19 protein-coding genes are annotated in these 16,853 nt (G+C 65.3%); 13 read left to right on the top strand and 6 right to left on the bottom strand.

Going from position 1 to position 16,853, the window contains the following annotated elements; all coding sequences use genetic code 11:
* Positions 1 to 75 precede the first annotated feature (75 nt).
* The 3 genes from VE092_RS02740 to VE092_RS02730 all read right to left on the bottom strand — a co-directional run bounded on the left by VE092_RS02740 (position 76) and on the right by VE092_RS02730 (position 2,928).
* Complete coding sequence (locus VE092_RS02740) at positions 76 to 1,476, bottom strand: hypothetical protein (RefSeq protein ID WP_324873598.1); 1,401 nt, start codon at positions 1,474 to 1,476, stop codon at positions 76 to 78.
* Positions 1,477 to 1,522: 46 nt separating this feature from the next.
* The gene (locus tag VE092_RS02735) at positions 1,523 to 1,984 is read right to left on the bottom strand and encodes a DUF305 domain-containing protein (protein ID WP_414653393.1); all 462 of its coding nucleotides are present in this window, start codon (positions 1,982 to 1,984) and stop codon (positions 1,523 to 1,525) included.
* A gap of 110 nt (positions 1,985 to 2,094) precedes the next feature.
* Positions 2,095 to 2,928 carry an oxidoreductase gene (locus VE092_RS02730; protein WP_324873809.1) on the bottom strand — a complete coding sequence of 278 codons (834 nt, stop codon included), beginning with the start codon at positions 2,926 to 2,928 and terminating at the stop codon, positions 2,095 to 2,097.
* A 175-nt stretch (positions 2,929 to 3,103) separates the two neighbouring features.
* Between VE092_RS02730 and VE092_RS02725 the strand changes: the two genes are divergently transcribed.
* Positions 3,104 to 3,991, top strand: a complete 888-nt coding sequence (locus VE092_RS02725) for an AraC family transcriptional regulator (protein ID WP_414653401.1) — start codon at positions 3,104 to 3,106, stop codon at positions 3,989 to 3,991.
* 18 nt (positions 3,992 to 4,009) lie between these two features.
* Here VE092_RS02725 and VE092_RS02720 read toward each other — a convergent pair whose 3' ends face one another.
* Positions 4,010 to 4,702 carry a YitT family protein gene (locus VE092_RS02720; RefSeq protein ID WP_324873593.1) on the bottom strand — a complete coding sequence of 231 codons (693 nt, stop codon included), beginning with the start codon at positions 4,700 to 4,702 and terminating at the stop codon, positions 4,010 to 4,012.
* Between the two features lie 263 nt (positions 4,703 to 4,965).
* On the opposite strand from VE092_RS02720, the gene VE092_RS02715 reads away from it, so the two are divergent.
* Together VE092_RS02715 and VE092_RS02710 are read left to right on the top strand one after the other, a co-directional pair.
* On the top strand, positions 4,966 to 5,814 hold the full coding sequence (locus VE092_RS02715) for an AraC family transcriptional regulator (RefSeq protein WP_324873591.1): 849 nt from the start codon (positions 4,966 to 4,968) through the stop codon (positions 5,812 to 5,814).
* 53 nt (positions 5,815 to 5,867) lie between these two features.
* Positions 5,868 to 6,275 carry a DUF2000 family protein gene (locus VE092_RS02710; protein ID WP_324873589.1) on the top strand — a complete coding sequence of 136 codons (408 nt, stop codon included), beginning with the start codon at positions 5,868 to 5,870 and terminating at the stop codon, positions 6,273 to 6,275.
* Between the two features lie 70 nt (positions 6,276 to 6,345).
* On the opposite strand, the gene VE092_RS02705 is transcribed toward VE092_RS02710, so the two are convergent.
* Positions 6,346 to 7,227, bottom strand: a complete 882-nt coding sequence (locus VE092_RS02705) for a MurR/RpiR family transcriptional regulator (RefSeq protein WP_324873587.1) — start codon at positions 7,225 to 7,227, stop codon at positions 6,346 to 6,348.
* 299 nt (positions 7,228 to 7,526) lie between these two features.
* Between VE092_RS02705 and VE092_RS02700 the strand changes: the two genes are divergently transcribed.
* From VE092_RS02700 to VE092_RS02670, 7 genes are read left to right on the top strand one after another with little or no spacing between them, the layout of a single operon-like run.
* Entirely contained in the window at positions 7,527 to 8,360 is an 834-nt protein-coding gene (locus tag VE092_RS02700) for a transporter substrate-binding domain-containing protein (RefSeq protein WP_324873585.1), read from the top strand.
* Between the two features lie 22 nt (positions 8,361 to 8,382).
* Complete coding sequence (locus tag VE092_RS02695) at positions 8,383 to 9,018, top strand: urea carboxylase-associated family protein (RefSeq protein WP_324873583.1); 636 nt, start codon at positions 8,383 to 8,385, stop codon at positions 9,016 to 9,018.
* Positions 9,019 to 9,023: 5 nt separating this feature from the next.
* On the top strand, positions 9,024 to 9,659 hold the full coding sequence (locus VE092_RS02690) for an urea carboxylase-associated family protein (RefSeq protein WP_324873581.1): 636 nt from the start codon (positions 9,024 to 9,026) through the stop codon (positions 9,657 to 9,659).
* 16 nt (positions 9,660 to 9,675) lie between these two features.
* A complete protein-coding gene (locus VE092_RS02685) occupies positions 9,676 to 10,365 on the top strand; it encodes an amino acid ABC transporter permease (protein WP_324873579.1) in 690 nt (229 codons plus the stop codon).
* Between the two features lies 1 nt (position 10,366).
* Positions 10,367 to 11,071, top strand: coding sequence for an amino acid ABC transporter permease (locus VE092_RS02680; protein ID WP_324873576.1), 705 nt, complete (start codon positions 10,367 to 10,369; stop codon positions 11,069 to 11,071).
* Positions 11,068 to 11,883, top strand: coding sequence for an amino acid ABC transporter ATP-binding protein (locus tag VE092_RS02675; protein ID WP_324873574.1), 816 nt, complete (start codon positions 11,068 to 11,070; stop codon positions 11,881 to 11,883). Before VE092_RS02680 ends, VE092_RS02675 begins: the two co-directional genes overlap by 4 nt.
* Entirely contained in the window at positions 11,880 to 12,542 is a 663-nt protein-coding gene (locus VE092_RS02670) for an urea carboxylase-associated family protein (protein ID WP_324873572.1), read from the top strand. Before VE092_RS02675 ends, VE092_RS02670 begins: the two co-directional genes overlap by 4 nt.
* Positions 12,543 to 12,578: 36 nt before the next feature.
* On the opposite strand, the gene VE092_RS02665 is transcribed toward VE092_RS02670, so the two are convergent.
* Positions 12,579 to 13,466: a LysR family transcriptional regulator gene (locus tag VE092_RS02665; protein WP_324873570.1), complete on the bottom strand. Its 888-nt coding sequence runs from the start codon at positions 13,464 to 13,466 to the stop codon at positions 12,579 to 12,581.
* A 126-nt stretch (positions 13,467 to 13,592) separates the two neighbouring features.
* On the opposite strand from VE092_RS02665, the gene VE092_RS02660 reads away from it, so the two are divergent.
* Genes VE092_RS02660 through VE092_RS02650 form a run of 3 tightly spaced genes read left to right on the top strand, consistent with a single transcriptional unit; the run spans position 13,593 to position 16,809 of the window.
* The gene (locus tag VE092_RS02660) at positions 13,593 to 14,540 is read left to right on the top strand and encodes an amidohydrolase family protein (protein WP_324873807.1); all 948 of its coding nucleotides are present in this window, start codon (positions 13,593 to 13,595) and stop codon (positions 14,538 to 14,540) included.
* Positions 14,541 to 14,551: 11 nt separating this feature from the next.
* Positions 14,552 to 15,892 (top strand): MFS transporter, encoded by a 1,341-nt coding sequence (locus VE092_RS02655; RefSeq protein WP_324873568.1) that lies wholly within the window; start codon positions 14,552 to 14,554, stop codon positions 15,890 to 15,892.
* Complete coding sequence (locus tag VE092_RS02650) at positions 15,889 to 16,809, top strand: SMP-30/gluconolactonase/LRE family protein (protein ID WP_324873566.1); 921 nt, start codon at positions 15,889 to 15,891, stop codon at positions 16,807 to 16,809. Before VE092_RS02655 ends, VE092_RS02650 begins: the two co-directional genes overlap by 4 nt.
* Positions 16,810 to 16,853: the final 44 nt, after the last annotated feature.

Here is a 16,853-nt window from a genome sequence, read left to right as displayed (position 1 = left end):
ATGCAAAGCCTGCACATACCAGGATTGTAAAGGATAGCTCCCCGCCCCGGACATGGGTCCGCTGCGCCCCCGGCCTTACATGTCGCTCACCAGCACAGCGCGGCTGGCATCGACCGGGGTATTGCCTTCCATGACGATCAGCCTGGCCGGAGCCGCCGACGCCCCCGGTTCGGCCAGGCGGCGTGCCGGGCCGATGGCCGTGCCGTTGGACATGCCCTTGGCATCGGTCACGAAGCTGGCCACCGGCGTGCTCTGGCCGCTCTGGTACACGTTGTAGTTGGTCTGCGGCTTGAGCTTGAAGAGCGACACCTCCAGGGCATCGACCACGCCCAGGTTGCGCGACACCACGAAGCCCTTGGCCTCCGGTGCCGTCACGGGTTTCAGGCGGATATTGAGCGGCTCGGCATTGGCCAGCGGCGCCAGGTTCTGCTTGCCATCGCCGTCGCCGACCACGTTGGAAAGGAAGATCAGGGCCTGCGGCGCCTGCCCACCGGCCACGTGGGCGATCACCTTGTTCTGCGCCGGATCGATCACCTCCATGCCGTCACCGTTTTCCAGCCCCACATAGACCCGGCTGCTGTCGTCGGACGTCCAGATGCCGTGCGGCAGCGCGCCGGTCGGAATGGTCGCCAGCAACTGCGCCTGGGCGTCCGTGCTGTAGACCTTGACCACGTTCTCGCCACCCACCGTGACATAGGCCAGCACCTTGCCGTTGACGGTTGCAAAGGCCAGGTGGTTGGTGATGAAGCCGGTATCGATGACGCCGGTCACCTTCAGGGTGCGGGTATCGATGCGGGTCACCTTGCCCACGTCCTTGTGGGTCATCCACATCTCCTTGTGGTCGGGCGTGAACTGCAGGAAGGGGGAGAAGGGGCTGACCACATCGATCTTCTTGATCACCGTATGCGACTTCACGTCGATCACGTCCACCTGCGGCGTGAAGCTCGATACCGCGAAGGCCAGCTTGTTGTCCGGCAGGAACTGCACCATGCCGGGACCGACACCGGTCTGGATGCGGCGGGTCTCCTTGAAGGTCTGCGGGTCGATGACCGAGATGTAGTCTTCACCGCGCACGACGACCCAGACTTCCTTGCCGTCGGCCGTGAAGAAGCCCTCGTGCGGCGAGCGGCCGACATAGGTCACGCCCTTGACGGCATTGGTGGCGGTATCGATGAAGGTGACCGAGTTGGAGCCGTTGGAGATCACCACCAGGGTCTTGTGGTCTGGCGAGAAGCCCATGCCGTGCACGTTGATCTGGCCGCGATAGAGGGGCGAGAGCACGTCTGGGCGCGGATTGCCCAGGCGGATCTGGCCTACCAGGGTATTGTCGACCGGGTTGAAGACCGACACCGTATTGCTGTTCTGGTCGGCGGTGTAGACCCGGTCATGGGCGGTGGGCAGGGCCATGGCCGAACAGGATAGCAGGGACAGCAGCGAGAGGGTGAGGGTGGAAAGTGCGAGTCTGGATGATCTCATGGCGTTGGCGCGGTGGTTGGAAAAACGGGTACGGAGGAGAGCCGGCTCAGGGCGCAGTGGAGGGGTAGCCGTGACGCTTGAGCCAGGCCTGCATCACCTGGATCTCGTTCTGCTGTTCGGCCACGATGCCCAGTGCCAGGTTGCGGATCTCGGGATCCTGGCTGTACAGCAGCACGGCGCGCGCCATGTCGACCGCACCCTGGTGGTGGGGCAGCATCATGCTCACGAAATCATGGTCGGGCTGCCCGTTCATGGGCGCGTGCTGCATGCCGTAGTCCATCACGGCCATGGCATCGTCGTTGAGGGAGGAAAAGGGTTTGGCGCTGCTGGCGACGAAGACGGGAGGTGCTGCTGGTGCAGGGCTGTCGTGGGCCATGCCATGCATGGCCCCCATGTCATGGGCCGGCGCGGTGGCCGCGAACGCAGCCAGGGAACATGCCAGCGAACCCGCCAGCATCAGTCGCCAGCCGCGGGCCGAGAGACCGGGCGTTGTCGATACTGCCTTCATGCTATCTCCTGGAGGTAATGAGTAGGAGGCAGTCTAGGCAGCGCACGGCATCGTCGGCATGACAATCGAATGACAATTCTGTCATCCGCCGCCACGGCTGGGCTGGGGCTTCAGCCGTCGGTGGAACGGCTCAGCGCTTCGTGCGCCAGGATCTCCTGCGCCAGCGCAGCCTGCCCGGCGCGCACCAGCTGCAGCGCATCGCTGCCCAGCAAGAGATGCGCCGGTGGTTGCGGCATGGCCACCAGGGCCAGCATCGCCTGCGCGGCCTTCGCCGGATCCCCCAATTGCTTGCCGTGCTTGTCTTCGCGGGCCTTGCGCACCGGGTCGAACACGGCGTCATAGTCGGCGATGGTGCGTGGCGAGCGTGCCATGGAGCGGCCTGCCCAGTCGGTGCGGAAGGAACCCGGCGCCACTGCCGTGACGGCGATGCCCAGCGGCTTGAGCTCCTGTCCAAGCGATGCCGAGATACCCTCCAGCGCGAATTTGCTGCCGCAGTAATAGCTGATCCCCGGCATGGTGATATGCCCGCCCATGGAGGTGATGTTGATGAGGTGGCCGCGCCGCCGCGCGCGCATGAAGGGGAGGACCGCCTTCATCATCGCCACCGCACCGAAGACATTGACCTCGAACTGGCGGCGCATGTCCGCCAGCGGCGATTCTTCCATCACGCCTTCGTGGCCATAGCCGGCATTGTTGACCAGCACGTCGATGCCACCGGTCTGCGCTTCGGCCGCACTGACCATGGGCGCGATGGCGTCGGTATCGGTGACATCCAGAACGTGACCCCAGGCCCGGCCCGGCGCCAGGGCCTCGAAGTCGGCCACCGCCTGTGCGTGGCGTGCGGTACCGACCACGCGGTGGCCGGCCTCCAGGGCAGCAACGGCCAGGGCCCGGCCGAAGCCGCTGCTGATGCCGGTGATGAGCAAGGTTTTCTGCGAGGACATCATGCTTCTCCAGTTGAAGTAGGGGAGTGCATAATAGTCAGCCATCACCGAATCATTAAGCCGTAATCACCTGTTTTTATTGCCTGAAACTATGAAACGCGAGACTGCCGTGCGTACCGCCAGGGCCACCCTGCAAGCCCCTGTACAGCAGCGCATCATCCACCTGCTGCAGGACATGGCACCCAAGGAGGGCTATCACCTCACGCCCATCGAAAGCGTACGCGTGTTGCGCGCCGATGGCCCGCTGGCGCGCACGCCGGTGCTCTACGACCCCGGCATCGTGATCGTCTGCCAGGGGCGCAAGCGCGGCTATTTTGGCGAAGAGCTGTATCTCTACGACGAGCAGCACTACCTGGCCGTCTCGGTGCCGGTGCCCTTCACCATGGAGACCGATGCCACGCCGCGACGGCCCTTGCTGGCCCTGTACCTGCATCTGGACTTCACGCTGGCCGCCGAGCTGGCGCTGCAGATCGACCGCCAGGGCGGGCCCGCCGTGCAGGCGGCGCGCAGCATGATGTCCTCGCCCATGGAGCCAGCCTTGCAGGGCAGCCTGCTGCGTTTTCTGGAAGCGATGGCGCAACCGCAGGAGGCCGCCATCCTCGGCCCGGCGCTGCTGCGCGAAATCTACTATCGGGTGCTCACCGGCGCCCAGGGCGAGGCATTACGCAATGCCCTGGCCATGCGCGGCCATTTCGGCAAGATCGGCCGCGTACTGCGGCGCATCCACACCGACTATGCGCAGGACCTGGACGTGATGCAGCTGGCAGCCGAGGCCGGCATGAGCGCGCCCAGTTTCCATGTGCATTTCAAGGAAATCACCCAGGCCTCGCCGATGCAGTACCTGAAGTCGATCCGCCTGCATCAGGCGCGGCTGCTGATGGTGCGCGAAGAGATGACGGCCGAGGCGGCCGCCCATGCAGTGGGTTATGTCAGCACCAGCCAGTTCAGCCGCGAGTTCAAGCGGCTGTTCGGTGCCACGCCGTTGGCTGAATGCCGGCGCCTGCGCGAGAGCTTTGCCCTGCCGCCCGGCTTTGCGCAGGCGCAGTTCGTGTCCTCGCATTGAGCCTGCAGGCCCGGGTGTTCAGCGCGCGATGTACCACTCGTAACGGTGGTTCCACGCCACGAAGAGATTCATGACGATCGCCCCCACCAGGGAATAGAGCACGCGGTCGGCCGGCAGGAAGCAGGCCGCCGTTGCGAACAGCACCAGGTCGAAGCCCATCAGCAGCCAGCCGGCCTTGAAGCCGGTGCGCTCCTGGAGATAGCTGGCCAGGATGCTCATGCCGCCGCAGCTGGCCTGGTGACGGAACAGGGCGATCAGCCCGATGCCCACGCACAGGCCCGCCAGCACCGCCCCCACCAGCGGATCGAGATGGCTGTAGCTGATGTAGTTGCCGGCGATATTGGTGAGCACCGACACGGCGGTCACCGCCGCCAGCGTACGCCAGGTGAAGGCCGCACCCATGCGCAGCGCAGCGAGCAGGTAGAAGGGCAGATTGATCAATGCGAAGGCTGTGCCGAAGCTGGCGCCGGTGCCATAGCTGACCAGGAAGGCCACCCCGGCGATCTGACCGATGATCAGCCCCAGACTGTGCAGCATGGACATGCCAAAGGCGATCATCACCACCCCGAACAGCTGGCCCTGCAGGTTGTCGATCCAGTTGTGGCGCACCTGGGGAAGCGCTGCAGCGCGCTCGCGTGGGCGGGTGGAAGACGAAGAAGTTGCCACGGGGGCAGGGGAGGCAGACGAAGAGCCGGCAGTAGAAGTCGTCATGGCAATACCAATCATCAATCGTGGATAACGAACGCGTCACGGCAATGGCCGGGCCGGCGGGTAAGCCGGCACCACCATTGCATTGCGACTGCCTTCTGTCGTCGACAGTCGCCGCAGGGGCGCATGGTAATTGATTTGTTGCGGCGCAGCGACTGCTGCATGCGGTAGCGCTGCGTCCTTGCAACATTTCCCATCTAGCAGGAAATATGCCAGAGGGCCGTAGGGAGGATCACCGGAATGTCGCCTCCGGCTAGAATCCCGTCATGGACATTCTTTCTCCCACGCCCGCCCAGGAATGGATCAGGCTGCAGCGCGACGAGGACAGCGGCATCGAGAGCATCGGCGCCCATTTCTCCGGCCATGCCTACGATCCGCACGACCATGACGAGATGCTGGTCGGCGTCACCCTGCAGGGCGTGCAGCGCTTCCGCTGCGGCACGGCCTTGCACGTCAGCACCCCCGGCAAGTCCATCCTGATCGAACCCGGTGCCCTGCACGACGGTCACGCGCCCCATGAGAGCGGCTTTACCTACGCCATGCTCTACCTGCCCACACCCTGGCTGGACAGGATGACCGACCACCTGCGCCTGCCTGCGATGACGCGCTTCGCCACCTTCCGCCAGACCCTGCACGATGACGCCCAGCTCGCCGGGGCCATCCACCGGGCCTTCCTGGCCTTGCACCAGCGCGAGGGGAAACTGGCCCGCGACCTGGCGCTGGACCGCATGCTGGTGTTGCTCTCCGGCCAGTTCGACCACAGTGTGGCGGGAAGGAACGAACCACCTTCCCCGGCCCTGCAACGGGTACGCGATCTGATGCATGCACACCTTGCGGAAGACCTCAGCCTGGAGGATCTGGTGGCCTGTTCCGGCATGGACCGCTTCCGCCTGAGCCGTCAGTTCAGCCAGGCCTTTGGCCGCAGCCCGCATGCCTATCTGGTGCAATTGCGCCTGCGCCAGGCGCGCCGACTGTTGGCGGGCGGCCGCGATCCGGCCCAGGTAGCGGCCGATACCGGCTTTGCCGACCAGAGCCACCTGGGCCGCTGGTTCCGGCGCGCCTACCGCATCACCCCGGCCGCTTACCGGCGCGCCTGCACAAACGTTCTAGAGTAAAACGTGGCGGCTTCCTAAGATGGAATGCTCTCAATCCTGATCGGGAAGACCGCATGTTCGATACCAAAATCGCCATCCTGGTGCGCAATGACCTGCCCGTGTGGCAACGCCTGAACGTCACCGCATTCCTCGCTACCGGCATTGTCGCCGCCGCGCCGGACGCCCTGGGCATGCCCTATGTCGATGCCGCCGGGAAAAGCTACACCGCCCTGTGCGGCCAACCCATCCTGATCTTCGAGGCCGACCTGCAGGGGCTGCAGGCGGCCCATCGTATCGGCCTGGAACGGGAACTGCTCGTCGCTCCCTATGTGCAGGCGATGTTCTCCACCGGCCATGACGACGCCAATCGCCAGGTCTTTCTGGCCGAAGACCCGGCATCCATGAATCTGGTGGGATTGGCCTTGCGCGGCGGCAAGAAGGCGGTGGACAAGGCCACCAAGGGACTGTCGCTGCATCCCTGAAGGAGGCCAGAGCGGGGGAGGGGACGGGGCCGGGCAGGCTGGATGGCGACGGCCGCTCAGGCCGGTCGGGTCATTCCAGTTCCTTGAGCTTCTGGTGCAGCACCTCCACCCGCTGCAGGTGGCCATTGCCGCGTTCGCGCAGCCGTTCGGCCGTCAGCGAACAGATCAGGTTGACCATCGCGGAGACGGCCACCACGCTATCGAACAGCATCATGCCGTCGGTATGGCAGCGGATCACCCAGTCGGCGCGCCGGGCCGGCTTGCCGGCGATCACATCGGACACGTACAGGGTCTTCACGCCGGCCTCGGCCAAGGCTTCCATCGCCAGGGAGATCGCCGGCACCCGGCGTCGCAGACCGATCACGATCGCCATGTCGCGCTCGCCCAGGTCCCCCAGGTACTCGGCCAGGGTATCTCCTGGCGCCGGCAGCACCAGCACGTTGCTGCGCACCTGGATCAGCTCGCGCCGGATCATCTGCGCAATCGTATGGCTGTGACGATAGCCGATGATCGCCACGCGCTGCGCATTGGCGATGCCATTGACCGCATCGGTGAGGACCTGCGGATCCAGCGAGCGATAGGTATTGGCCAGGTTGGCGACCTCACGGTTCAGGTGCGCTTCGATGGTGGCGCCAAGCCCGCTTCGGGCTTCCTTCTCTCCGCGCTTCTGCAGATACAGGGGCGACCCGCCCATCAGCGCCGCCCGCGCGTCTTCCCGGGCATCGTCGTAGGACGCATAGCCGAGTTTCTGGAAAAAGCGGGTGGCCGTGGCCTTGGACACCTGCGCGCTTTCGGCCAGCTCCGTGGCCGTCTGCATGGCCAGCTGACCTGGTGCGCTGAGGATGATGTCGGCCAGCCGCTGGTCGATTCCCGAAAGCTGTTCGTACTGCGCCGCGATGCGGCTTTCGATGGAGGCCGAAGCCTTGTTCTTCTTGGTCGGGGTGCTTGCCATGGTTGTCTGGACGGCCTGGTATGGGATGCTGCGCGATGGTGCAAGAATCATTCCAGTGCAGCGCGTCGCACCTGTCTTGTGCGGGGCGGCGTTGTCCTGGAAGGAGAGGCATTGTACGTCGGCGGCGTCATCGTGAAACAGATATTTCAAATCTAACCTGATTGTATCTGCCGTTTCACGGCATTCCTCGCAGGAAACTGGTGTTTCATGATGAATTGGCATGAAACATGCATTGCATTATCGTGCTTGCCCGGATCGCCTGTGCGATCCCATCGTCCCTCAACCTCCAGGAGCCGCCCATGTCCGCACCACGTCTGTCCCGCTATCTGCTTTCCGCACTGCTGTTCTGCAGTGTCGCCGCCCATGCCGACACGCTGGACGACATCAAGAGCCGCGGCAAGATGATCGTCGCCATCGATCCGACCTTCGCGCCCTATGAATACACCGATGCCTCCAACGCCATCGTGGGCTACCACCCGGCCGTGCTGGCGGCGGTGGCCAAGAGCCTGGGCGTGAAGATCGAATACCAGCGCATGGCCTTCAGCGGCATCATTCCCGGCCTGTTGTCTGGTTCCTTCGACATGGAAGGCTCGGCACTGAACGTGACAGCCGAACGCGCCAAGCGCATCGCCTACGTGGTGCCGACCGGCAAGACCGTCAACGGCCCCCTGGTGCGCGATGACTTCACCAGGATTCCCGCCAACCCCACCCCCGAATCGCTGGCCGGCCTGACCGGCGCGGTCAAGACCGGCAGCGCGCCCGAGGGCATCCTCAAGCAGTTCAACGACACGCTCAAGGCCAAGGGGCTGGCGCCGATCACCCTGCTCAGCGTCGATAGCGTGGACCAGACCGTGGCCGCCCTCATGACCCGCCGCGCCGACTTCGTCTTCGATGACCTGACCGTGCTGGCCGACGTCATCAAGCAGCACCCCGGCAAGATGAAGATCACCGGCGAACTGGGTCCCTCGCAGTGGATCGCCCTGGCCACCCGTCCCGAAGACAAGCGCCTGAACAAGGCCGTCAGCGACCAGATCCTGGCCATGAAGAAAAGTGGCGAACTGGCCCGCCTGCAGCAGCAATACCTGGGCGTCACCTTCTCCACGCCCGATGCCGATTTCATCCCCGCCAAATAAGCGCCCATTACGACCTGCCAGCATGTGTAACCACACCCACTCCCTGACCGTCCCTGCCGGTCATGGCCGGACCTTTGAAGTCAAGGCCGGCCAGTTCCTCACGATCACCGATGTCGAGGGTCAGCAGGCGGCCGATTTCGTGGCCGTCGTCGCCGGCGACAAGAGTGAGAAACTCTCGCCCACGCATACCCGCCGCAGGCTGCAGTCGATCTTCTTCGACGTCGGCGACCATCTGTATTCCTCGCTGGACCGGCCGCTGCTGCGCGTGGTGGCCGACACCGTCGGCGTGCATGATGCCAACGTCCCGGCCTGCGACGATACCCGCTTCACGGTCGATTTCAACGTGACCGGTCACCGCAATTGCCTGGACAACATGCACGAAGGCCTGGCGCTGCACGGCCTGTCCAAGTTCGACGTGCCGGAGCCCTTCAATCTGTTCCAGAACGGCCCGGTCACCGCCGACCGGCGCATGCAGGTCACCGACCCGACCAGCAAGCCGGGGGATCACATCACCTTCGAGGTGCTGGAAGACCTGCTCTGCGCCGTCTCGTCCTGCCCGCAGGACATCATTCCCGGCAACGGCCTGCGGGTCACCGATATCGCCATCTCCATCCATGACGCCGATCCGCACCGCCGTGCCGGGGCGTCCACTGACTGACCATCATGCTGCTGCTCAAAGAAACCCCGCCCCGCCAGCCCCTGCCACCCACACGTGTGGTGGTGCCGGCCGGCGAAAGCCGTGCCATCGACGTCAAGGCCGGCCAGATCCTGCGCATCGAAGCGCGCGAGGACGGCGCCACCGCCATGCTGTTCGCCTTCGACCGCGCCCAGCCTGACATCTTCATGTCGGTACACCATACCCGCGTCTTCAGCAATTCCTATGTCCTGCAGGCGGGCATGCGCATCGTCAGCAACCGACGCCGCGCGCTGATGGTGCTGGGCAAGGACAGCGTCGGCACGCACGACCTGCTCATGCCGGCTTCCACCACCGCCTGGCTGGCCGCCAACGGCTATGCCGGCCAGACCGGCTGCGTGGAGTCGGTCTCGGCCATCATCCAGGAGCAGGGTTTGACGCCGCCGCGCCTGCCGGACCCGATCAATCTCTTCATGCATGTCGACCTGGACCAGCAGGGCCGTATCATTCCCTTGCCCAGTCGCACCCGGGCCGGCGACTTCATCGCCTGCCGGGTGGTGGCCGACATGGTCTTCGTGGTCTCGGCCTGTTGCACCGGCGTGCCCGGCAACGACCGCCCCGGGGCGCTGGAAGTGGCCACCGCCGAAGAACTGAACGCCCTGTAGGCAACGGAGAGCGCGCATGTGGTTTAGCCCCCAGGTGATCCAGAGTTTTCCCGCGCTGCTCGACGGCTGGATGATGACGGTCTCGCTCACCGTGCTGGGCGCCATCGGCAGTCTGGCCTGGGGCCACCTGGCGCTGGCCCTGCAACTGGCACCGCTGGCCCCAGTGCGCTGGCTGGTGCGGCTCTACATCAGTTTCATGCGCGGCACGCCCGCGCTGGTGCAGTTGTTCCTGGTGTTCTTCTCCCTGCCGCTGATCGGGCTGGGCGGTCATCCGCTGCTGGCGGCGGCATTGACGCTGGGCCTCAACAGTGGCGCCTACACCGCTGAAATCCTGCGCGGCAACCTGCGTATCGTCCCCCGTGGCCAGATCGAGGCCGCCACCGCGCTGGGCATGGCGCCCTGGCGCATCGCCACGCGCATCGTGATGCCGCAGGTGCTCAGGGCCAGCATCCCGGCGCTGGTCAATGAATTCACGATCCTGCTCAAGACCACGCCGCTGGCCTCGGTGGTGGCCGTGACCGAGCTGACCTACGCCGGGCAGATGGTGATTGCGCGCACCTATACCTCGTCCCAGATCATGCTGATCGTGAGCATCGGCTATCTCGCCGTCGTGCTGCCGGTCCTGGCGCTGGGCAGGCAGCTGAGCCGGGTGCCACGGTCCGGTCATGCGCTGCAGGCCAACCCGGCCACCCCGGGGAGAAGCTGACATGGCCTTCGATCCCGGTATCCTGCGCCCGCATGTCCCGGCCCTGCTGGCAGGTCTGGTGGACACTCTCTGGCTGTGCGCAAGCAGTGCCGTGCTGGCCTGCCTGCTGGGCATGGTGCTGGTGGTGTTGCGACGCATGGGACCGCGGCCGCTGGCCGTGCTCATCGACGCCTATATCGCCGTCACCCTGGCCTTGCCCTTGCTGGTGCTGCTCTATGTGAGCTTCTACGTACTGCCCGACTTCGGCCTGCTGCTGCCGGCGCCGCTGGTGGGGGTGCTGACGCTGGCCATCTATTACGCGCCCTACATCGCCCAGGTGATCCAGGCCGCCATCGACGGCCTGCCCCGGGGTACGGTGGAAGCGGCGGTCGCCATTGGCATGCCGCCGCTGGCCATCGCGCGCAGGATCGTGGCACCCCAGGCCTTGCCCCTGTTGCTGCCGACCCTGACCGGGCTGGGCATCGGCCTGTTCAAGGATTCCGCATTGCTGTCGGTGATCTCGGTGCATGAATTCATGTTCGCCGCCAAGAGCGTGGTGGCCGAGACCTATGCGCCGCTGGAAGTCTATTGCATGGTGGCGCTGGTCTACTGGGCCGCCACCGGCTTGCTGCATGCACTGACGCGACGCTGGGAGCAGCGCATCGCCATCGCCCATGGCGTCCAGCCCCATGGCATTTCATCCTCATCCAACGCTAGTACGCCATGAACCCGACAGCACCGAATTCCCCCGCCGGTGGCGTGATCGCCCTGCGCGTTCGCGACATCGTCAAGTCCTTCGGCCCGCAGCGCATCCTCGACGGCGTCAGCCTCGATATCGAACGCGGCAAGGTGGTCTGCATCCTTGGCCCTTCGGGGTCGGGGAAGTCGACCCTGTTGCGCTGTCTGAACTGGCTGGCCCCGCCCGACGCTGGCGAGGTCTGGATCGGCGATGAGCGCGTGGGCCTGCGGGACGGGCCGCACCAGCGCCTGCAGCCTCGTCCCGCGCGCGAGATCCGTGCCCAGCGCAGCCGCATCGGCATGGTGTTCCAGAACTTCAACCTGTGGCCGCACATGAGCGTGATCGACAACGTCATGGAAGGCCTGATCTCGGTCAAGGGCATCCCGCGCCTGGAGGCCAGCGACATCGCCACCGAAGCACTGCGCAAGGTCGGCCTGGCCGGCAAGCACACGGCGATGCCGGCCGCGCTGTCGGGCGGGCAGCAGCAGCGGGTGGGCATCGCCCGCATGCTGGCCATGGCGCCGGAAGTGATTCTTTTCGACGAACCCACTTCGGCCCTCGACCCCGAGCTGGTCGGCGAGGTGCTGGCCGTGATGCGCGCCCTGGCGGCCGCCCAGACCACCATGATCGTGGTCACGCACGAGGTGGCCTTTGCACGCGACGTGGCCGACGTGGTGGTCTTCATGGACGGCGGCAGGATCGTCGAGATGGGGCCGCCTGAGCAGGTGATCGACCAACCGACTTCGGCGCGACTGCGCCAGTTTCTTCAACGTTTCAACCCAGGAACCCCGACATCATGACTTCTCCCGCTTCCATTACCGTTCCCGCCGGCCACGGCAAGGCCGTGCGACTGCAGGCCGGACAGGCTGTGCGCGTCATCAATACGCACGGCACCCAGGTGGTCGATTGCTGGGCATGGAACGCCTACGACCTGGCCGAATACATGTGCATGGAGACCACCCGCGTCTGGAACCAGCGGCTCAACCCGGTGCTCGGCGACAGCTTCGTGACCAACCAGCGCCACCCCATCCTCACCGTGGTGGAGGACGCCACGCCGGGCGTGCATGACACCTTCATGGCCGCCTGCGACCGCCGCCGTTACGAATTGCTCGGCGTGCAGCACTACCACCGCAATTGCTGCGACAACATGTTCGAGGGCATGTTCGAACTGGGCGTGACCCCGCCACGGCCCAACCTGGCCTCGTTCAACATCTTCATGAACATCCGCGTCCAGCCCGACGGCATTACCCTCAAGACCCTGCCCACGGTGACCAAGCCGGGCGACTTCATCACCCTGCGTGCTGAGATGGATTGCTTCGTCGCTTTCTCGGCCTGTCCGCAGGACATCGTGAAGATCCAGGGGCAGGGCGACAATACCCCCAAGCCGGTCGAGATCATGGTGCTGGAGCAGTTCCAGTCCGACCTGCCCGGCACGCGCACCTGGGTGCCGCAGGATTGAGCGGGCAGGGCCGCGCGGTCAGCAGGCGGGTACCCGTCACGGCTGGCCGGCCGCCTTTTCGCGAATGATGCGTATCAGCCGCAGCGCCGCCGGTGACAGGTACATGTCGCGCCGGTGGGTCAGGCCCATGCGGCGCAGCATGGTGGTTTCCTTCAGGGCCACCTCGCGCAGGTGGCCCCGGCCGCCCTGCAGATTCAGCTTGGACGCAAAGCCCAGCAGATTGCTGCGCTCGATCAGTGGCAGGATCATGTTCAGCACCGTGGGCGTGATCTGCACGTCGGGCCGGGGCAGGTGATGGCGGTCGAAGACATTGTCCAGCCACTGCCGGCTCAATACCGATTGCGCCGGCAACACCCACTGGTATTCCAGCAGGTCGCGCAGCCTGACCTTCCTGTCGAAGATGGGGTGATGCGGGCTGGCCATCACCACCATCTGGTCCTGCATGATTTCCTCGGTGTGGAATAGCGCGTCATCCTGGATCATCGGCCCCAGCACGATATCCAGTTCTCCCGCCTTCAATCCCGTCAGCAGGACATCGTTCATCGACACCTTGAGGTCGATGGTCACCTTGGGCGCCTCCGCCAGCAACTGCTGGCAGATACCCGGCAGCACGTGCTCGGCCAACGTGGGGACGCAGCCCAGACGGATGTTGCCGTCCCGGCCATTGGCATAGTCACCGATCTCGCGTGCGGTCTCGTCCATCATCAGGCTGATCTGACGCGCCCGGGTCAGCAGCGCCTGGCCCACGGCGGTCAGGCGGATGCCGCGCCCGGCCCGTTCAAACAGCGGCGCCCCCAGTTGTTCTTCCAGACGATCGATACACTTGGTCAGTGCCGGCTGGGTCTTGTAGAGCCGTTCGGCGGCCCGTCCCACGTGGCCTTCCTCGGCAATGACGGCGAAATACTTGAGGTCGCGGAAGTCCATAAATCATTCCTGAAAGTTATCGAACGTAAAATAAAAGCAAATATACATTAAATATTCGCCCGCGTAGACTGCCCTCCAAACAAGAACCCCGCCCACCGTGGCGGCGACAACATGGAGACCAGCACGATGCACGTCCAGCCTTCCCGGCGCCACTTCCTGCGGCGCAGCGCCCAATGGGCCCTCAGCCTTGGTGCCGGCAGTTACCTGCCGTCCGCGCTGGCCCAGACCGCAAGCTATCCCCATTCTTCCGGCAGCGAACACGCATCGGTCAAGTTGCCGGCCGACGCCTGCGACTGCCATATGCACGTCTATGACCCGCGCTTCCCGTGGGCGCCCGGCGCCAAGCTGCTGCATCCGGCGGCCACGGTCGCGATGTATCGCCAGCTGCAGCAACGGCTGGGGACCACGCGCAATGTGGTGGTCACGCCTTCTGCCTATGGCGTGGACAACCGCTGCACGCTGGATGCCCTGGCGCAACTGGGCAGCCGCGCACGTGGCGTGGCCGTGGTGAACGACCAGGTCAGCGATGACGAATTGCAGGCCCTGCATCAGGCCGGTGTGCGCGGTCTGCGCTTCAACCTGGCGCTGGGTTCGGTCACCACGGTGGAGATGATGGAGCCGTTGGCGCGCCGCGTCGCCCCGCTGGGCTGGCATCTGCAGGTCAACATGCCCAACGAGGTCTTGCTGGCCAACCGCGCAGTGCTGTCGCGGCTGCCGGTGCCACTGGTGTTCGACCACTTTGCGCGCATCCCGCTGCAGGCCGACGCGACCCATCCGGTATTCGATTTCGTGACCGGCCTGATGCGCGAGCGGCGCGCCAGTGTCAAGCTTTCCGGCGCCTATCTGTACAGCAAGCGGGGCGCGCCCGACTACGACGATGTCGCCCCGTTGGCCCGCGCGCTGGTGCAGCTTGCGCCTTCGCAAGTGGTCTGGGGCAGCGACTGGCCGCACCCGACCGAGCAGCACAAGCCCGATGACGCCCGTCTGCTCGACGTGATGACCACCTGGCTGGGTTCGGATGCGCTCATGCGCACCGTGCTGGTCGACAACCCGACCCGCCTCTACCACTTCTGACGGAGCACCCCATGTCCCAGGCATCGATCAATCCGCTGGCGCAGCCGGCTGTCACCGAAATGGCCGTCAGCGAGCAGGCCACCATGAAGAAGGTGATGCGTCGCCTCATTCCCTTCATCCTGCTGTGCTACGTGGTCAGCTATCTGGACCGCATCAACGTCGGCTTCGCCGCCTTGACCATGAACAAGGACCTGGGCCTGACGCCCTCGCAGTTCGGGCTGGGCGCGGGCCTGTTCTTCATCGGTTACTTCTTCTTCGAGGTGCCCAGCAACCTGGCGCTGCACCGCTTCGGCGCCCGCATGTGGATCTCGCGCATCATGATTTCCTGGGGCCTGATCTCGATGGCCACCGCCTTCGTGGTCGGTCCCAAGAGCTTTGCACTGGCACGTTTCCTGTTGGGCATGGCCGAGGCCGGCTTCACCCCGGGCATCTACCTGTACTTCACGCAGTGGTTCCCCGGCGCCTGGCGCGGCAAGGCCACGGCCTTCTTCCTGATCGGCATCCCGGTGGCCAACATCATCGGCTCGCCCCTGTCGGGTGCGCTCATGGAATTGCACGGCATGTGGGGTTTCCAGGGCTGGCAGGTGCTGTTGCTGCTGGAGGCGGTACCGGCCGTGTTGCTGGGCGTGCTGTGCCTGTTCCTGCTGCCGGACCGTCCGTCCAAGGCCGCCTGGCTCAGCAGCGATGAAAAGCGCTGGCTGGAAAACGAACTCTCCACCGAACAGAACGTGCTGGCTGCCCGCCACGGCAACAAGCTCAAGGACGCCTTCACCAACTGGCGCGTGTTCGCCCTGGCCGCAGCCAATTTCTGCGGCATCATCGGTTCGCTCAGCATCGGCCTGTGGCTGCCGCAGATCATCCGCGAATTCGGCCTGCCGGCGCATCAGGTCGGCCTGGTGGCGGCGGTCCCCTATCTGGTCGGCGCCGTCGCCATGACGCTCTGGGCGCGCCTGGCCAACCGCAGCCAGCACCGACTGGTCTACGTGGCCGGTGCCATCGTGCTGGCCGCGCTGTCGCTGGCGATCTCGGCCTTCCTGCATACGCCGCTGCTGAAGATGCTGGCCATCACGGTGGCGGTGGCCTCCATCCTGTCCTTCCAGGCTACCTTCTGGGCCATTCCGTCGGGCTTCCTGACCGGGCGTGCCGCAGCCGGTGGACTGGCCCTGATCGTCTCCATCGGCAACCTGGGCGGCTTCGTCGGACCGTCGGTGATCGGCTTCATCCGCCAGTCGACCCAGGGCTTTACCTATCCCCTGATCTTCGTGGCCGCCGCCTTGCTGCTGGGCGCCGTGATCACGCTGGCCCTGGGCGATCCGTCCCGCGCAAATTATTCTTCCAAGGAACCCGCATGAGCTTCTTTGCCCCGCCGCCGGTGGTCGAGGCCACCGTCTTCACCCGCCTGCCGGACCACTTCCGTAACCCTCGCAAGAACGCCTGGGGCGATGCCAACCGCGGCGGCCTGCCCATCGATTCCTTCCTCGAAGGCCCGTCCTTCGACCGCCAGGGCCGGCTGTACGTGACCGACATTCCCTACGGCCGCATCTTCCGCATCTCGATGCAAGGCGAGTGGGAGCTGGTCACCGAATACGACGGCTGGCCCAATGGCCTCAAGATCGACAAGACCGGTCGCATCGTCATCACCGACTACAAGCGCGGCCTGGTACAACTGGACCCCGATACCGGCACCGTCACGCCGCTCCTGGAGACGGTTGGCTCGGAAGGCTTCAAGGGCGTCAACGACCTGGTCTTCGGACCCAAGGGGGAGATCTATTTCACCGACCAGGGCCAGACCGGCCTGCAGGACGCCACCGGCCGCGTCTACCGGCTGGCGCCCGATGGCCAGCTGAGCTGCCTGATCAATACCATCCCCAGCCCCAATGGCATCGTCTACGACCCGGCCCTGAACCATCTGCTGGTGGCCGTGACCCGCGCCCAGCAGATCTGGCGCATCCCCTTGCATCACAACGGCGTGGTGGGCAAGGTCGGCGTGTTCGCCAACCTGCATGGCGGCATGGCCGGCCCGGACGGGCTGGCCCTGGATGCAGACAGCTGCCTGTATATCGCCCACACCGGCTTCGGCTCCATCTGGCGGCTTTCCAAGTTTGCCGAGCCGCTGCTGCGCATCCGCTCCACGGCCGGCATCTCCACCACCAATCTCGCCTTCGGCGGGCCGGAGGGCAAGAGCCTCTTCATCACCGAATCCCAGACCGGCAGCATCCTGCGCGCCGACGTCCCAGTGGCCGGTCTGCCCATGTATTCCCATGCCTGAGGCTGAACCCTCGGCCCTGACTTCACTTCCAGCAAAGGACCCAC

Origin of the sequence: Herbaspirillum sp., from assembly GCF_035644555.1 — a bacterium.
GTDB lineage: Bacteria > Pseudomonadota > Gammaproteobacteria > Burkholderiales > Burkholderiaceae_D > Herbaspirillum.
Note: the sequence above shows the minus strand (reverse complement) of the source record. Positions and strands in the feature narration are given on the sequence as shown.

What these genes read in the sequence shown, in the direction of transcription:
- VE092_RS02655 (WP_324873568.1), top strand. Translation starts at nt 14,552, where the DNA reads ATGTCCCAGGCATCGATCAATCCGCTGGCGCAGCCGGCTGTCACCGAA.
- VE092_RS02680 (WP_324873576.1), top strand. Translation starts at nt 10,367, where the DNA reads ATGGCCTTCGATCCCGGTATCCTGCGCCCGCATGTCCCGGCCCTGCTG.
- VE092_RS02710 (WP_324873589.1), top strand. Translation starts at nt 5,868, where the DNA reads ATGTTCGATACCAAAATCGCCATCCTGGTGCGCAATGACCTGCCCGTG.
- VE092_RS02660 (WP_324873807.1), top strand. Translation starts at nt 13,593, where the DNA reads ATGCACGTCCAGCCTTCCCGGCGCCACTTCCTGCGGCGCAGCGCCCAA.
- VE092_RS02740 (WP_324873598.1), bottom strand. Translation starts at nt 1,476, where the DNA reads ATGAGATCATCCAGACTCGCACTTTCCACCCTCACCCTCTCGCTGCTG.
- VE092_RS02700 (WP_324873585.1), top strand. Translation starts at nt 7,527, where the DNA reads ATGTCCGCACCACGTCTGTCCCGCTATCTGCTTTCCGCACTGCTGTTC.
- VE092_RS02665 (WP_324873570.1), bottom strand. Translation starts at nt 13,466, where the DNA reads ATGGACTTCCGCGACCTCAAGTATTTCGCCGTCATTGCCGAGGAAGGC.
- VE092_RS02730 (WP_324873809.1), bottom strand. Translation starts at nt 2,928, where the DNA reads ATGTCCTCGCAGAAAACCTTGCTCATCACCGGCATCAGCAGCGGCTTC.
- VE092_RS02705 (WP_324873587.1), bottom strand. Translation starts at nt 7,227, where the DNA reads ATGGCAAGCACCCCGACCAAGAAGAACAAGGCTTCGGCCTCCATCGAA.
- VE092_RS02735 (WP_414653393.1), bottom strand. Translation starts at nt 1,984, where the DNA reads ATGAAGGCAGTATCGACAACGCCCGGTCTCTCGGCCCGCGGCTGGCGA.
- VE092_RS02675 (WP_324873574.1), top strand. Translation starts at nt 11,068, where the DNA reads ATGAACCCGACAGCACCGAATTCCCCCGCCGGTGGCGTGATCGCCCTG.
- VE092_RS02670 (WP_324873572.1), top strand. Translation starts at nt 11,880, where the DNA reads ATGACTTCTCCCGCTTCCATTACCGTTCCCGCCGGCCACGGCAAGGCC.
- VE092_RS02695 (WP_324873583.1), top strand. Translation starts at nt 8,383, where the DNA reads ATGTGTAACCACACCCACTCCCTGACCGTCCCTGCCGGTCATGGCCGG.
- VE092_RS02715 (WP_324873591.1), top strand. Translation starts at nt 4,966, where the DNA reads ATGGACATTCTTTCTCCCACGCCCGCCCAGGAATGGATCAGGCTGCAG.
- VE092_RS02690 (WP_324873581.1), top strand. Translation starts at nt 9,024, where the DNA reads ATGCTGCTGCTCAAAGAAACCCCGCCCCGCCAGCCCCTGCCACCCACA.
- VE092_RS02685 (WP_324873579.1), top strand. Translation starts at nt 9,676, where the DNA reads ATGTGGTTTAGCCCCCAGGTGATCCAGAGTTTTCCCGCGCTGCTCGAC.
- VE092_RS02650 (WP_324873566.1), top strand. Translation starts at nt 15,889, where the DNA reads ATGAGCTTCTTTGCCCCGCCGCCGGTGGTCGAGGCCACCGTCTTCACC.
- VE092_RS02720 (WP_324873593.1), bottom strand. Translation starts at nt 4,702, where the DNA reads ATGACGACTTCTACTGCCGGCTCTTCGTCTGCCTCCCCTGCCCCCGTG.
- VE092_RS02725 (WP_414653401.1), top strand. Translation starts at nt 3,104, where the DNA reads ATGGCACCCAAGGAGGGCTATCACCTCACGCCCATCGAAAGCGTACGC.